This window comes from Bradyrhizobium sp. TM233, assembly GCF_036247965.1.
Taxonomy (GTDB): Bacteria; Pseudomonadota; Alphaproteobacteria; order Rhizobiales; family Xanthobacteraceae; genus Bradyrhizobium; species Bradyrhizobium ottawaense.
The window spans coordinates 86,164-100,901 of record NZ_BTIG01000014.1; the positions used below are offsets into that span (position 1 = coordinate 86,164).

18 protein-coding genes are annotated in these 14,738 nt (G+C 65.6%); 5 read left to right on the plus strand and 13 right to left on the minus strand.

Annotated elements, in window-relative coordinates; genetic code table 11:
• Positions 1-50: 50 nt before the first annotated feature.
• The gene (locus AABA86_RS25355; protein ID WP_338308820.1) at positions 51-1,493 is read left to right on the plus strand and encodes a homospermidine synthase; all 1,443 of its coding nucleotides are present in this window, start codon (positions 51-53) and stop codon (positions 1,491-1,493) included.
• A gap of 131 nt (positions 1,494-1,624) precedes the next feature.
• Here the strand turns inward: AABA86_RS25355 and AABA86_RS25360 are convergent, their stop codons facing one another.
• The 11 genes from AABA86_RS25360 to AABA86_RS25410 form a co-directional block, all read right to left on the minus strand.
• A complete protein-coding gene (locus AABA86_RS25360) occupies positions 1,625-1,954 on the minus strand; it encodes a hypothetical protein (protein WP_338308821.1) in 330 nt (109 codons plus the stop codon).
• A 102-nt stretch (positions 1,955-2,056) separates the two neighbouring features.
• On the minus strand, positions 2,057-2,773 hold the full coding sequence (locus AABA86_RS25365) for an MgtC/SapB family protein (protein ID WP_338308822.1): 717 nt from the start codon (positions 2,771-2,773) through the stop codon (positions 2,057-2,059).
• A gap of 30 nt (positions 2,774-2,803) precedes the next feature.
• A complete protein-coding gene (locus AABA86_RS25370; RefSeq protein ID WP_338308823.1) occupies positions 2,804-3,823 on the minus strand; it encodes a WD40 repeat domain-containing protein in 1,020 nt (339 codons plus the stop codon).
• Positions 3,823-4,863: a CobW family GTP-binding protein gene (locus AABA86_RS25375; protein ID WP_212252672.1), complete on the minus strand. Its 1,041-nt coding sequence runs from the start codon at positions 4,861-4,863 to the stop codon at positions 3,823-3,825. The genes AABA86_RS25370 and AABA86_RS25375 overlap by 1 nt, the downstream gene beginning before the upstream one ends.
• 55 nt (positions 4,864-4,918) lie before the next feature.
• On the minus strand, positions 4,919-5,782 hold the full coding sequence (locus tag AABA86_RS25380; protein WP_338308824.1) for a metal ABC transporter solute-binding protein, Zn/Mn family: 864 nt from the start codon (positions 5,780-5,782) through the stop codon (positions 4,919-4,921).
• 2 nt (positions 5,783-5,784) lie between these two features.
• On the minus strand, positions 5,785-6,654 hold the full coding sequence (locus tag AABA86_RS25385; protein WP_038950611.1) for a metal ABC transporter permease: 870 nt from the start codon (positions 6,652-6,654) through the stop codon (positions 5,785-5,787).
• A gap of 6 nt (positions 6,655-6,660) precedes the next feature.
• Positions 6,661-7,416, minus strand: a complete 756-nt coding sequence (locus AABA86_RS25390; protein WP_338308825.1) for a metal ABC transporter ATP-binding protein — start codon at positions 7,414-7,416, stop codon at positions 6,661-6,663.
• Positions 7,417-7,418: 2 nt separating this feature from the next.
• Positions 7,419-7,655, minus strand: coding sequence for a hypothetical protein (locus tag AABA86_RS25395; protein ID WP_212252666.1), 237 nt, complete (start codon positions 7,653-7,655; stop codon positions 7,419-7,421).
• 102 nt (positions 7,656-7,757) lie between these two features.
• On the minus strand, positions 7,758-8,258 hold the full coding sequence (locus AABA86_RS25400; protein WP_212252664.1) for a hypothetical protein: 501 nt from the start codon (positions 8,256-8,258) through the stop codon (positions 7,758-7,760).
• Complete coding sequence (locus AABA86_RS25405) at positions 8,255-8,866, minus strand: permease (protein ID WP_212252662.1); 612 nt, start codon at positions 8,864-8,866, stop codon at positions 8,255-8,257. The genes AABA86_RS25400 and AABA86_RS25405 overlap by 4 nt, the downstream gene beginning before the upstream one ends.
• Before the next feature lie 239 nt (positions 8,867-9,105).
• The gene (locus AABA86_RS25410) at positions 9,106-9,702 is read right to left on the minus strand and encodes a superoxide dismutase (RefSeq protein WP_028139981.1); all 597 of its coding nucleotides are present in this window, start codon (positions 9,700-9,702) and stop codon (positions 9,106-9,108) included.
• A 242-nt stretch (positions 9,703-9,944) separates the two neighbouring features.
• On the opposite strand from AABA86_RS25410, the gene AABA86_RS25415 reads away from it, so the two are divergent.
• The 3 genes from AABA86_RS25415 to AABA86_RS25425 all read left to right on the plus strand — a co-directional run bounded on the left by AABA86_RS25415 (position 9,945) and on the right by AABA86_RS25425 (position 12,481).
• Positions 9,945-10,472 carry a GNAT family N-acetyltransferase gene (locus AABA86_RS25415; protein ID WP_338308826.1) on the plus strand — a complete coding sequence of 176 codons (528 nt, stop codon included), beginning with the start codon at positions 9,945-9,947 and terminating at the stop codon, positions 10,470-10,472.
• A gap of 83 nt (positions 10,473-10,555) precedes the next feature.
• On the plus strand, positions 10,556-11,941 hold the full coding sequence (locus AABA86_RS25420) for an MATE family efflux transporter (RefSeq protein ID WP_338308827.1): 1,386 nt from the start codon (positions 10,556-10,558) through the stop codon (positions 11,939-11,941).
• 108 nt (positions 11,942-12,049) lie between these two features.
• Positions 12,050-12,481, plus strand: a complete 432-nt coding sequence (locus AABA86_RS25425) for a DUF2147 domain-containing protein (protein ID WP_338308828.1) — start codon at positions 12,050-12,052, stop codon at positions 12,479-12,481.
• 149 nt (positions 12,482-12,630) lie between these two features.
• On the opposite strand, the gene AABA86_RS25430 is transcribed toward AABA86_RS25425, so the two are convergent.
• A complete protein-coding gene (locus AABA86_RS25430) occupies positions 12,631-13,776 on the minus strand; it encodes a DUF3095 domain-containing protein (protein WP_338308829.1) in 1,146 nt (381 codons plus the stop codon).
• 225 nt (positions 13,777-14,001) lie between these two features.
• On the opposite strand from AABA86_RS25430, the gene AABA86_RS25435 reads away from it, so the two are divergent.
• Positions 14,002-14,400, plus strand: a complete 399-nt coding sequence (locus AABA86_RS25435; RefSeq protein WP_212252802.1) for a hypothetical protein — start codon at positions 14,002-14,004, stop codon at positions 14,398-14,400.
• Positions 14,401-14,501: 101 nt separating this feature from the next.
• On the opposite strand, the gene AABA86_RS25440 is transcribed toward AABA86_RS25435, so the two are convergent.
• On the minus strand, positions 14,502-14,711 hold the full coding sequence (locus tag AABA86_RS25440; RefSeq protein ID WP_212252653.1) for a hypothetical protein: 210 nt from the start codon (positions 14,709-14,711) through the stop codon (positions 14,502-14,504).
• Positions 14,712-14,738: the final 27 nt, after the last annotated feature.

The following is a 14,738-nucleotide window of genomic DNA, read 5'->3' on the forward strand; positions in this document are numbered from 1 at the left end:
CTCACACCCAACCTAGACCGTTTACTTAGACGCTCTCCTGGAGATACTTGATGAGCCCCGCCTCGCAGATCTACGCCAAGATTACCGGCCCCATCGTCATGGTCGGCTTCGGCTCCATCGGCAAAGGCACGTTGCCCCTGATCGAGCGGCATCTCGACTACGACAAGTCGCGCGTCACCGTGATCGATCCCAAGGACGAGGGCCGCAAGGCACATTGCGAGAAGCAGAATGTGCGCTTCATCCAGAAGGCCGTGACCAAGGACAATTATCGCGAGTTGCTGACCCCGCTGCTGACAGAAGGCGGCGGCCAGGGCTTTTGCGTCAATCTCTCGGTCGATACCGGCTCCACCGACATCATGGAGCTCTGCAACGAGCTCGGCGCTCTCTACATCGACACCGTCAACGAGCCCTGGCTCGGCTTCTATTTCGATTCCTCCAAGGGACCGGAAGCGCGCTCCAACTACGCCCTGCGCGAAGCGACGCTGGCCGCCAAGCGCGCGCGTCCCGCGGGCTCGACGACGGCGGTCTCCTGCTGCGGCGCCAATCCCGGCATGGTCTCCTTTTTCGTCAAGCAGGCGCTGCTCAATGTCGCCGCCGATCTGAAGCTCAACGCGCCCAAACCGAAGACCAAGGCCGAATGGGCGGATTTGATGCGGCAGGCCGGCATCAAGGGCATCCACATCGCCGAGCGCGATACCCAGCGCGCGAAGAAGCCGAAAGAGCCCGACGTCTTCGTCAACACCTGGTCGGTGGAAGGTTTTCTGTCGGAAGGCGTGCAGCCCTCCGAGCTCGGCTGGGGCACCCATGAAAAATGGATGCCCGAGAACGCGCGGACCCACGAAGCCGGCTGCGGCGCAGCGATCTATCTGATGCAGCCCGGCGCCAACACGCGCGTTCGCACCTGGTGCCCGACCCGCGGCGCGCAATATGGCTTCCTCGTCACCCACAACGAGTCGATCTCGATCGCCGATTACTTCACGGTGCGCGACGCATCGGGCACGGCGGTCTACCGGCCGACCTGCCACTATGCCTATCACCCGGCCGACGATGCCGTGCTGTCGCTGCACGAAATGTTCGGCCGCGCCGCGAAGATGCAGGAGAAGCACCACATCCTCGACGAGAACGAGATCGTCGACGGCATCGACGAGCTCGGCGTGCTGCTGTTCGGCCACGACAACAATGCCTATTGGTACGGCTCGCAGCTCTCGATCGAGGAGACCCGCAAGCTCGCGCCCTACCAGAACGCGACCGGCCTGCAGGTGACCTCCGCCGTTCTCGGCGGCATGGTGTGGGCGCTGGAAAACCCGAACGAAGGCATCGTCGAAGCCGACGAGATGGATTTCGATCGCCTGCTGGAAATCCAGCTGCCCTATCTCGGCCCGGTCAAGGGTTTCTACACCGACTGGACGCCGCTGACGGATCGCCCGGGACTGTTTCCGGAAGACATCGACAGCAGCGATCCCTGGCAGTTCCGGAATATTCTGGTGCGGTGAAACGGCGCCTCTCTCCGCCCGTCATTCCGGGGCGGCGCGTAGCGTCGAGCCCGGAATCCATCGGGCGGCAGTACATGCGGATGAATGGATTCCGGGTTCGCGCTATGCGCGCCCCGGAATGACGAAGAGACCTACTTCTTCTCCATCGGCGGCGCGATCTTCTCGGCGGGCGCCTGCGGCAGTGCCGGCTTGGTCGCCGCGCCTTGCGTCTGCGGATCGGGTCGCGCGGGCTCGGGGGCCGGCGTGGTCGGCCGGTCGCCGCCCGGCTTGGATTCCGCCGGCGTCTTGCCCTGATCGTCAGACGGGGTGCCCTGCAGCGGCGGCGTTGCCTGCGCCACCTGCAGCCGGCTCTCGGCGCGGATCTGCGCGATCGATATGCCTGACACCACGACACCTGCTGCGAACAGCGAACAGGCGATCACCAGGTCGAGTTTCAGTCTGCGCTTGTCATTGACTGTCATGTCGATCACCCGCCTTTGTCCGCGGAATCAACGAAATTGCCCGACCAGGGTTCCCCTCCCGGCAAGGCGGAACTGCACGCCTGCGCGCCAAAAACGCCGCGCTCACTCCGTCGTGCTGACTTCCCAGGTCGCGTGGCGCACGCCCGGCAGGTGCTGGAGATCGGTCGCCACATTGTTCAACTCGTTCGGATCGACCGCGCTCGCGACCAGCTTCGCCACAATCTCCAGCATGTCCTCGCCGATCTCGACGACCTCGATACCCGCCACCGGATATTTCGCGGCTTCGAGCTTGTCGACGAGCCGGTCGCGCATCTCGGGCAGGGCGTCGGCCGCAACCGCGAGCTTGAAATAGTAGGTCGCCTCGGAGGCCTTCTCGTTCAGCGGGATGCGGTTGATGGCATTGACCAGCGGGCGCAGCATGGTGTTGCCGGCGATGACGAACACAGTCAGCGCGGCCGCCTGCGCGATCATGTCGGCGCCGGCGCAGGAGCCGACCGCGGCCGAGGCCCACAGCGTCGCCGCGGTATTCAGCCCGCGGACGTCCATGCCCTGCTTCATGATGACGCCGGCGCCCAAGAAGCCGATGCCGGAGACGACGTAGGAGATCACGCGCACCGCGCCGTCGGCGCCGGTCAGATGCATGGCGAGATCGACGAACGCGGCGGCGCCGACCGCGACCAGCACGTTGGTGCGCAGGCCCGCGGTGCGCTGGCGATATTGCCGCTCGGCGCCGATCAGCGTGCCCAGCACGAAGGCCGTGAACAGGCTGACCAGCGTGTCGGCAAAATCAGCAATCTGGAAGGTCGTCAGAAATCGCATGGTCCCCTATACGGCCGGAACCATGACAGATTAAAGCTCCAGCATTCCGCCGTCCCCATTTTCATCGGCGAAGGCGAGCAGCGTGCCCTTGGCGTTCCAGGCGATCGCGGCCACGGGCGGGGTGCCGTTGCGGCGGACCAGGATCTCCGCGCCATCCTCCAGCCGCACCATCAGCACGGTGCCGTCGCTGTAGCCGGCGGCGAGGATATCGTTCTTCGGATGGCAGGCGACCACCGACACCCGCGCCTGCAGCGGCGCGAGCATTGCGGGCTCCTTGCCCATCGGGCCGTCCTTGCTGGCGAACGGCCACAGGATGATGGTGTCGGCGCCCGAAGTCGCCAGCGCCTTGCCGCCCGCGCTCCAGGACATCGAGCGGACGCGGCCGGGATAGCCGGTCATGCGCATATGCCTGTTGTCCGCAAGCCGCCAGCCATGCAGCGCCGCCTCGTGCATCGTGGTGACCAGGAATTTGTTGTCCGGGCTGAAGGTGACGCCGAGATGCGAGCCGGCCCAGGGCAGGAATTCAGCTGATCCCGCCATGTTCGGAAACCACAGTGTCGCGCCGTTGTAATGGGCAATCGCGAGCCGCAGGCCCTTCGGCGCGAACGCAAGCCCGCCGACGGTCGAGGGCACCTCGAGCGACTTCTCATCAAGCTTGCCGCTCTTGACGAACGCCGTCTTGCCGGCCGACCAGGCGTAGGAGCCGTCCGCATGCAGCGCCACCGCATCGATCCAGCGTCGCTTGGGATCGGTGGCGAGCAGCGTCACCTCGCCCTTGGCGTCGAGCGAGACGACCTTGCCGTCGTCGCCGCCCATGACAAGGCGCTTGCCGTCGGAGGCCGTCGAGAGAATGCCGCCGCTATGCACGGCGACCGTCGTGATTTCGCCTTGGGCGTCCACGAACGCGACGTTCTCTTCGCCGCCGACGAAGGCGGCGCGGGGGCCAAGGAAATACACCGAGGTCACGCCCATGCCGAGCGTGACAGGCTTGACGCGATCGGTGACGGAGACGATCGAGGCGGAATCGGGGGCCGGCGAAAACTCTTTCATCACGAGACGATGCAGCTCTCAAAACCCTTGCGGATCGCCTCTTCCGGCAATTCGCGGCCGATGAAGACGAGGCGGCTCTCGCGCTTCTCGCCCTCCTTCCACTTCCGCTGGTGGTCGCCCTCCAGCATCATGTGGACGCCCTGGAAGACGTAGCGGTCGTCGTCGTCGTGGAAGGCGAGGATGCCCTTGGAGCGCAGGATCTTGCCGCCCTCGACCTGCACCAAATTCTGGAGCCAGGGCATGAACACGTTCGGATCGAGCGGCTTGTCGGTCTTGAGCGACAGCGACTGCATGTCCTCGTCGTGATAGTGCTTCAGGCCGTGGCCGTGATCATGGTGGTGATGATCGTGGCCGTGATGGTGGTGATCATGATCATGGTCGTCGGCCTCCAGGAAATCCGGCTCGATCTCGAGGATGCGGTCGAGGTCGAAGGCGCCGCGGTCGAGCACGTCGGCCAGGGCCACCGAGCAGCGCTCGGTGCGGTGAAGCTTCGCATAGGGATTGATGCCGCGGATGCGGGCCTCGACCTCGGCAAGCTCGCCCTTGCTGACGAGATCGGTCTTGTTCAGCACGATGACATCGGCAAAGGCGATCTGGTTCTTGGCCTCGGGCGCGTCCTTGAGCCGGTCGGACAGCCATTTGGCGTCGGCGACCGTGACAACCGCATCGAGGCGGGCGTTCTTCTGCACGTCCTCGTCGACGAAGAAGGTCTGGGCGACCGGCGCCGGATCGGCAAGGCCGGTGGTCTCGACGATGATGGCGTCGAACTTGCCCTTGCGCTTCATCAGGCCGTCCATGATGCGCACGAGGTCGCCGCGCACGGTGCAGCAGATGCAGCCATTGTTCATCTCGAACACTTCCTCATCGGCGCCGATGATGAGGTCGTTGTCGATGCCGATCTCGCCGAATTCGTTGACGATGACGGCGTATTTCTTGCCGTGGTTCTCGGACAGGATGCGGTTCAAGAGCGTGGTCTTGCCGGCACCGAGATAGCCGGTCAGGACGGTCACGGGGATTTTCTGGGAGGTCGCTTCAGACATAACAACTCCGGGCATAGGGCTTTTTCGCGCGACGCGAGGCGGGGTGGCCCCTGCCCTAGTGGTCAAGCGCACTGGTCAGGGCCTTTATATTGTGCCTGACCATATCAATGTAAGTGGGTGCAGCCCCCTTTTCGCCGGTCAAACCGTCCGAAATCAGGGTCCCGCCGACTTTTGAGCCGGTCTCCGCCGCGATCCGCCGGATCAACCGGTCATCGCTGATATTTTCCAGGAACACGGCCGGTATTTTTTGGGCCTTGATCTGGCCGATGATGGCCGCGATGTCCCGGGCGCTCGGCTCGGTTTCGGTGGAGACTCCCAGGGGCGCGATGAACTGGATACCGTATTCGGCGGAAAAATAGCCGAAGGCGTCATGGGTGGAGATCACCTTGCGCCGCTCCGGCGGGATTTTCGCCACGGCCCCGCGGACCTCGCGGTCGAGCGTTTCGAGCTTTTCCAGATAGGCTTTTGCCTGGGCCCGGAAGAAGTCCGCATCATCCGGGGCGGCCGCGGCCAGCGCATTGGCGATGTCGGTTGCGTAGACTTTGGCGTTGGGGACGGACTGCCAGGCATGGGGGTCTGCGGCCGAGCCGAGCTTCAGCGGCGTGATGCCGGCGCTCGCGGTGACGACCTGCGCCTTGCTGCCGGAAGACTGCACGAGGCGCGGCAGCCAGCCCTCGAGGCCGAGCCCATTGACGATGACAAGCCTTGCCTCCGCGACCCGCTTCGCATCGCTTGGCGCGGGCGTATAAACGTGGACGTCGCTATCGGGGCCGACCAGCGTCGTAACGTTGACCCGGTCACCGCCGATGGTGCGGACGAAATCCCCGAGGATCGAGAAGCTGGCGACGACGTTGAGCCGGTCCGCCGCATGCAGCGGCGAGGCGATCAGCAGCAAGGCAAGGAGCAGAAGGAAGCGCATCGTCACGCTTCCAGATGCCGGCCGGGAAACAGCTGCCGGACGATGCCGCCGACGCGGCCGAACAGCACGGAGACGATGTAGAGCACCGTCGCCACCAGAATGACCGCAGGGCCCGACGGCACGCGGGTCTGGAACGACAGCACGAGGCCGGCATAGCCGGAAGCCGCGGCGGCGATCACGGCGATGCAGATCATGACGGTGAGATCGCGTGACCAGAACCGCGCGATACCCGCCGGCAGGATCATGAGGCCGACCGCAAGCAGCGTGCCGAGGGCCTGAAAGCCATTGACGAGGTTGATCACGACCAGCGCCAGGAAGGCGAGATGCGCTGGACCGCCGGCGCGACTGACTGTCCGCAAGAACAAGGGATCGACGCTCTCGATCACCAGCGGCCGGTAGATCACCGCGAGCACCAGCAGCGTCACCGTGGCGTTGAAGGCCACCACCAGCAGGGTCTGGTCGTCCATCGCGAGGATGTTGCCGAACAAGACGTGCAGCAGGTCGATATTGGTGCCCTTGATCGAGACGATGGTGACGCCGAGCGCCAGCGAGGCCAGGTAGAAGGTCGCGAGCGAAGCGTCCTCCTTCAAGCCGGTCGAGCGCGCCACGACGCCGGCGAGGATCGCCACCGCAAAGCCGGCGATCAGGCCGCCGGCCGTCATCGCGAACAGATTGAGCCCGGAGAGCAGGAAGCCGACCGCCGCGCCGGGCAGGATCGCATGCGCCATGGCATCGCCGACCAGGCTCATCCGCCGCAGCATCAGGAACACGCCGATCGGCGCGCCCGCCAGCGACAGCGCGATCACCGCGGCAAGCGCTCGCCGCATGAACTCGAATTCGGTGAACGGACCGATCAGCGCGTCATAGAGCATCTGCGATCACGCTGCCTGCGAGCGGGCATCGTCGGCGGCGCAGGCTGCGGCGCTATCGTCGAAGGCCTCGCACATGCGCATCGCCACCAGCAGATTTTCCGGCGTCAGCACCTCCGCCGTCGGTCCCCACGCCACGGGGCCGCGCGCCAGCACCAGCGTCTCGCTGAAATGGTTGCGCACCATCTCCATGTCGTGCAGCGCGGCGAGCACGGTGCGGCCCTCGCCGTGCCAATGCTTCACCAGCGCGAGCAGGTCGGCCGTGGTCTTGCTGTCGATCGCGTTGAAGGGCTCGTCGAGCACGATCAGACGCGCATCCTGCAGCAGCACGCGCGCGAACAGCACGCGCTGCATCTGGCCGCCCGAGAGCGTGCCGATCGGGCGGTTCTCGAAACCGTTGAGGCCGACTGAGGCGATCGCGCGGAGGATCTTCCCGCGCGCGGCCTTGCCGATGCCGCCGAACAGGCCGGCGTCGCGCCACAGTCCGGTGCCGACGAAATCGAACACCGAGATCGGGAAGCTGCGGTCGATCTCCGCGCTCTGCGGCAGATAGGCGATATCGCGCGAGTCGAGCCCGCCGAGATGGATGCTGCCATCGAGCGGCCGGAGGATGCCGACGACGCCGCGCAGCAGGGTCGACTTGCCCGCACCATTCGGGCCGATCACGGCGACCAGCGCGCCCCGCGCGACCTCGCCGTTGAGATGGTGCACGGCCGGATGCCGGTCATAGCCCAGCGTCACGTTGTGAAAGTGCAGCGCCGCCATCGTCACCTCATCGCCAGGAAGACCACGCCCCAGAGCACGGCACAGACCGCGAGCGCGGCCAGAAGGCGCGCGGCCATGGTCATGCGCAGGATCGACCAGGGCGCCGCCTGGGCCGGATGCGGCGAGGCCGCATCATGGACATGAGCATGGCTGTGGTCGTGCCCATGCGAATGCGCGTGGCCATGTGGATGGTCATGGGAATGGTCGTGATGATGGGCGTGGGACGCGGCGGGAACCATTTCGGGACGTTATATTATAACATTACCCCTGTCCACGGCTCGGGTGTCGTTCCGGGGCGGCTCAGAGAGCCGAACCCGGAATGACGGCCCGAAGACGGCGGCTCACGGCTTGCCGATCACCATCGCGATGGCCGCCGCCACGAAGGGAAACGGCACCGACACCGCGCAGCGGAACCAGACGAAACGGGCCGGCATGAACGGGATTTCCCACAAAATCACCCGCTGGAAGGCAAACAGCGCCCAGGCGACGACATAGGCGACCACCTGGGGTACCCCGCCGCCGGACTTCAGCGCCACCGTGCCGATGGAGAAGCCGATCACGGGGCCGCCGGGCGTGGCCGCACCGGCGACCACGGCGCTCGCAACCCCGAGCCAGCCGCTGTCCGGGCCGAGCCAGCCGGTGATCACCTCCTGCGGGATGATGGCGGCGATGTAGCCGGAGCCGATCACCCCGAGCGCGATGCGCGGCACGATGTTGATGAAGTCCATCGAGCCTTCGCGCAGCGACGCCCTGAACACCGGAGCGCCGCGGCGGAAGGCGATCAGGCCGACGCCGAGCACCGAGCCCCACAGCAGGATGTCGATCAGGAGCGCGGCGCTCATGCCGCGTCCTCGTCGCTTTCGCGCTTCGGATAGAGCCGGACATAGACGAAGCGGCCGAGGGCCCCTGCGAGCACCGGCAGCGGCAGCGAGATCAGAATCCGCCACAGCGTGAAGTCGGTGCCCATGATCGGGATTTCCCAGGCGACCGCCCGGCCGTAGCCGATCAGCGTCCAGCTCACGACCATGGCGATGGTGGCGCCGAAATCGGCACCGACCGCGAGCAGCGCACTCGCCACGGGATAGGCGGTGAACGGACCGCCGGGCAGGATCGCGCCGAAGGCGGTGCCGATCAGAAGGCCGGTCAGGCCGGATTTCGGCCCGAGCGAGCGCGAGACCTTTTCGTGCGGCAAGATCTCCGAGATGAAGGCCCCGAGCAGGCAGCCGGCGAGCACGCGCGGCAGGATGCCTGAGAACAGCGAGAGGTCGTGCGTGAGAATCTCCAGGACACCGTCTGTGCCATCACGCCGCCAGACCAGGCCCGCGCTGACCGCCACCAGCGCCGCGATGATGATGGTCGACCAGCCGATCGGCTTGCGTACGCGCCCCGGCCGCGGTTCGGACTCCGCGTCCTCGGCAGGCGCCGGGTTCTTCGGGGAAGGTTCTGACAACGGGCTCGGTCGGCTCGAGGGTGATGCCCGTCCTGATTAAGGGCGCCACTGAAGCGATGCAAACGGTGTGATGACAGACCGGTGCGCGCACCGCGCAGGGCAATTCCGCACAGCAAAAAGGCGGCCGCGAGCGACCGCCTTTTGTTTCTGTCATTCCGGGGCGGCGCGTAGCGCCGAGCCCGGAATCTCGAGATCCCGGGTTCGATGCTGCGCATCGCCCCGGGATGACGGAGTAAAACTCAGGCCTTCTCGAACAGGGACTCGACGTATTCCCAGTTCACGAGGTTCTCGACGAACGCCTTGAGATAATCAGGGCGACGGTTGCGGTAGTCGATGTAGTAGGAGTGCTCCCAGACGTCGCAGCCGAGGATCGGGGTGGCGCCATGCACCAGCGGATTCTCGCCGTTCGGTGTCTTGGAGATCTCGAGCTTGCCGTTCTTGACCTGGAGCCAGCACCAGCCGGAGCCGAACTGGCCGACGCCGGCCGCCTGGAAGTCGGTCTTGAACTTCTCGAAGCCGCCGAGGTCCTCGTTGATCTTCTTCTCGATCTTGCCCGGCAGCTTGGTGCCGCCGCCATTGGGCTTCATCCAGCTCCAGAAGTGGATGTGGTTGTAGTGCTGGCCGGCATTGTTGAACACCGCGGGGTTCTTGCCGAACGAGCCCTTGACGATCTCTTCAAGGGACTTGCCTTCCCATTCGGTCCCCTTGAGCGCGTTGTTGCCGTTGGTGACGTAGGCCTGATGATGCTTGTCGTGGTGGAATTCCAGCGTCTCCTTCGACATGAACTGGCCGAGGGCGTCATAGGCGTAAGGGAGTGGGGGCAGCGTAAAGGTCATGGGATGTTGTCCGCGACTGATGGGGAACTGGCTTAACGGGGACTCTTATAGAAGGTTCCACCGCCGTTAAATACCGCCAATTTACGAAAAGGCGCGAGGCCACGGCTTGGCCGGATTGCACAACTTCGCCGCACCGAGGGGCGTTCAACCCCCGGCCCGTCGGTCGCCGCAGAATATCATTGCCTTTGAACCGGTTATGACAGAACGAAGGAACCGCGCAGCGTGTTGCGAGAGACAAAGCCATGAGCATCGAGATCGACATTTTGAACGGCGACGCCTCGTGGCCGATCGCGCAGCCGCTGCATCAGGCGGTCTGGGGACCGCAGATGGTCGCGGACAAGCCCTGGGCTCACGTCAAATGGGCCAATGCGGACCTGCGCGTGCTGATCGAGACGCCCGAGGACGGTCTCGTCTGCCATGTCGGCATCTACTTCCGCACCGTCACCTGGAACGGGCAGAAGGTTCATATCGGCGGCATCGGCGGGGTCTGCACCCGCGAGGACCGGCGCGGTCGCGGCTATGCGACCGTGGCGATCGACGCGGCGATCCACACCATTCGCGCCAACGAGGCCGCTCGGTTCGCGCTGCTGTTCTGCGAACCACACAATTTTTCGTTCTACGAGACCCGAAGCTGGCTGCCCTTCAAGGGCGAGGTCTATTGCGAACAGCCAGAGGGGCGGATCCGCTTCACCGACATGGCGCCCTACGTCTTCAACATCGTCCGCGCGCCGACCTTGGGCACCATCGACCTATGCGGCCTGCCGTGGTGAGCCCTGCGTGGCCTGAGGGCTGCCGCAGGGGCTTGGCCATCCTATAATATGTCGATCATCATCTAAAATTCCGTCCGGTGAACATGACGATCGACGCCCCCTTAGACGCCGTCCCGCCGCTTGCGCCGGTCGCCTCCCCGATCGCCAGCCTGCTGACGGCCCCGATCCTGCCGACGCTGCTGCGGCTCGCGATCCCCAACATGATCGCAATGGTCGGCAGCACTTTGGTTGCGATTGCCGAGACCTCCTATATCGGCCGCCTCGGCACCATTCCGCTCGCCGCGATCGCGCTGGTGTTTCCGTTCGCGATGCTGACGCAGATGATGAGCGCGGGCGCGATGGGCGGCGGCGTTTCCTCCGCGATCAGCCGCGCACTCGGCGCAGGGGATCGTGACCGCGCCGCGACGCTGGCGCTGCATGCCGCCATCATCGGCCTCTGCGGCGGGCTGTTCTTCACGGTGATGATGCTCGTCTTCGGCCGCTCGTTCTTCACGCTGCTCGGCGGACGCGATCGCGTGCTCGAGGAGGCCAGCGGCTATTCGCAGGTGCTGTTCTCCGGCGCGATCGCGATCTGGCTCGTCAACACGCTGGCCTCGGTGATCCGCGGCACCGGCGACATGCGCCTGCCCTCGATGATTCTGATCGGGACGAGCGTGCTGCAGATCGCGCTCGGCGGCACGTTGGGGCTCGGCCTGTTCGGCGTGAAGCCCTTCGGCATGCCGGGCGTCGCCAGCGGCCAGTTGATCGCGTTCACCTGCGCCGCGATCTTCTTCCTCTGGTATCTGGCCTCCGGCCGCAGCCGGCTGCCGCTGAAGCTTCGCGCGTTTCATTTCGAGCGCGCGATGTTCCTGGACATCCTCAAGGTTGGTGCGGTGGCCTGCCTGTCGCCGCTCCAGACCGTGCTCACCATCTTGATCTTCACGAAGATCCTGGCCACGTTCGGGACCGAGATGCTGGCCGGCTACGGCATCGGCTCGCGGCTGGAATTCTTGCTGATCCCGATCACGTTCGCCTTCGGTATCGCCTCGGTGCCGATGGTCGGCATGGCGATGGGCGCCGGGCAGGTGAAGCGCGCACGGCGCGTGGCCTGGACCGCCGCTGCAGCTTCCGGATTGACGGTCGGCCTGATCGGGCTCGCTGTCGCGCTCGCTCCATCGCTGTGGGTCGCGCTCTTCACGCGGGATCCCGGCGTCACCGCCGCCGCGCACAGCTATTTCCACTGGGCCGGTCCCACCTTCGTGTTCTTCGGCATCGGCGTCTCGCTCTACTTCTCCTCGCAAGGCGCGGCGCGCGTCGGCGGCCCGGTGCTGGCCTCCACCGCGCGGCTTCTGATCGTCGCGATCGGCGGCGTCGGCCTGATGACGGCACAGGCGCCGGCCTGGACCTTGTTCGCGCTGGTCGGCGGTGCCATGGCGGTGTTCGGCCTGTCGACCGCGGCCGCGGTCGCCTTCGCGCGCTGGGACAAATGATCGCAGGTCAATGAACACCGGCAAATGAACGCAGGAATGTGATTCCAGCCGGCGTTGCACTATCCCGCCGGGCTGCTATGGAGGCGCTCCATTTTCGAGGCCCCCTCCATGACGTCCAGATTCGCCGCTCTCATCGTCCTCCTCGCCGCGCTGCTCGGCGCGACGGCCGCACATGCGCAGAGCGCCGACGGGACATGGCTCACACAGGCGGGCGATGCGCGCGTCAAGATCAGCAAGTGCGGCGGCGGCATCTGCGGCGTCGTCGCCTGGCTGCGCGAGCCCTACGACACCGCGACCGGCCAGCCCGCCAGCGACAGCAAGAATCCCAATCCCGCGCTCGCCAGGCGCCCGATGATCGGCCTGCCATTGTTCAGCGGCATGCAGCCCTCCGGTCCGAACAAATGGTCGGGCCAGATCTACAATGCCGACGACGGCAGCACCTATGCCAGCAGCATCTCCGTGACGGGCGCGGATTCGCTGCGGGTCGAAGGCTGCGTCGGTGCGCTCTGCGGCGGCGAGACCTGGACGCGGTCGCGGTAACTCCGCTCTCGTGTCCCGGACGCGATGCAGCGTGCAACGCTGCTTCGCAGAGCCGGGACCCAGAAAGCAGCACGATACGATCGAGACATGGGCCCCGGCTCAGCAGCGCATCACTGCGTGCTGCGCTGCGTCCGGGGCACGAGACCGTCCTACGCCATCATCGCCTTCAGCGCCGTCGCCGCCGAGGCGTAGCCGCCCCGCGCACCATCGATGAAATGGACGTGATCGCTGCGCAGCGCCGACGGCGTGAAGCACGTCATCATGGCGGCATCCTGCTGGTAGAGGCCGTAGCGTACGATGCCGTCACGGGCCGCAATCGCCAGACGGTCGCTCAGCGCGCGTTCGAGCTGCGGCGTGCAGTCGAGGATCATGCGCAGGCCGTCGTCAAATTTCCTGAAGTCCGAGTTCTCGACCACCTGACGCCTGTAGACATTTGGCACGAAGCCGCCGACGTTGAGGTCGAAGCGCATGATCAGATAGACGAACAGCGTATAGGCCAGCACGCTGGCGCGGCGCGCGAGCAGCGGACCACCGCGCCTGGTGCGGGCTTCGTACTCCAGCCCCTGCGGCGGCCATTTCAGCGGCGGTCCCTGCGGCGGTACCGGACGGGCGCCGTCCGGGCTGCGCTCGACGAGGTGGATGATGTCCTCGATCACCTTGCGGAAGGCATGCGGGTCGGCGCCGCGCGCCGGCATCACCAGAACCGACAGGATCAGCCCGCGTGAAGCCGGTATCACCTCGAAGCGGCAGGACAGGCCCGAGAGATCGGGCTGCGTGCCCGCCGGCGCTGCCGGGACGGCAAACTCCCCGCGCTTCATCGCTGCGTCGGCGAAGGCGAGCCCGCCACCCGAGAACATCGCATAGGACAGGTTGGCTGACGGCCCGAAGCGCGCGACGCGCACGTCGAGGCCCTGCGCGCGGATGGCGCTGACCGGCACCAGCGCGACCCGCATGGTCAGATCGAGATCTTCCCGCACCCAGGTCGCGGTTGCCGCCAGCGCCGCTCGGGCAGGTTCGAGATCGCCTGGCGCAACCGCAAAGCTCGCGCCGTCGCCGCCGAACACGAAGGGGAATTCGCGTCCCTCCAATGCGTTGGTCACCGCCGCGATCACGGCGGCGCCGGCCATGTTCACCGCCTTGTAGCGCTGCGCCGCGATCGCCTTGGTGGAGTCGACGATGTCGGCGACGCCGATACTCCAATCGTCCGGCAGCGGCGCATAGAGCGCGGGGTCCATCAGGCTGGTGAAGCCGCGGAAGACGGGAATGCCGCCATAGAAGGATTCGCCTGAGGTCATCGGAGATGCCGGATGGTTGGAATGCGAAACAAATACGTGGCAGGATCGATCCGGGTTCGCCGGCCCGGCGGCCCCTTTCAATCATTGGCCGAAACGGGCCAGGACAACAAGATACGGCGACAACAACACGAGGCCGCGTTGCAATGCCGCAGCGTGTCATTGATCGGCATCAAGCGGCCGGCCGGGAAGAGCGGCTATCGTCCTCAGCTCCAAGGCTTGCAAGGGATGATCGAGGTGTCCGACTTCGGCGACAAGGACTCCACCTCTCCGGTCCGCCGGCGCACGGGCATTGACCCGATCAGCGCGGTGAAGATGCCCGAAAGACTGACGGCAGCCGTCGATGCCTGGGCTGAAGCCCATCAGCTGACCCGCTCGGATGCAATCTGCAAGCTGATCGAGCTGGGCCTGAAGGTCGCGCCGCCGGTGCTCTCCCCGGTGCATCCGATCGCATCGGACGCCACCAGGATCGAAGAGGTCGCGGTCCACGAGATCGAGACGCTGCTCGATCCGGCATTGCCGGTGGACGAACGCGACCGCCGCATCCGCCGCCTCACCGAAGGCCCGCCGGAATTTTCGCACGAACGGATTGACTTGCCGAAGGACCCGCCCAAGCACCGGCCGTGATGGCTAAAGCATGATCCGGAAAAGCGCGCAGTGGTTTTCCGAAAAGATCATGCTCAAACAACATAAAGCGCGATGACGATTCATCCTGATCGCATCGCGCTTTAGTGCAGCTTCTCGTCCTGACGCTTGCTCGAGCTGTCGAGAGACGCACCGTGGCAGCCGACCAGGCGCACGAATTGCTGCGGGTATATTTCGTGGCCGTGACCGCCGGAATTCTGATGCGTCATTGGCGGGCAGTGGACATCGTCCGGCTTCGCGCGGGATTGCTCCGTCCGGCCCGGATTTGAAGCGGTCATGTTGGGCGTGGTCATGGACTGCTCCCTGTCGATTAGGGCAGA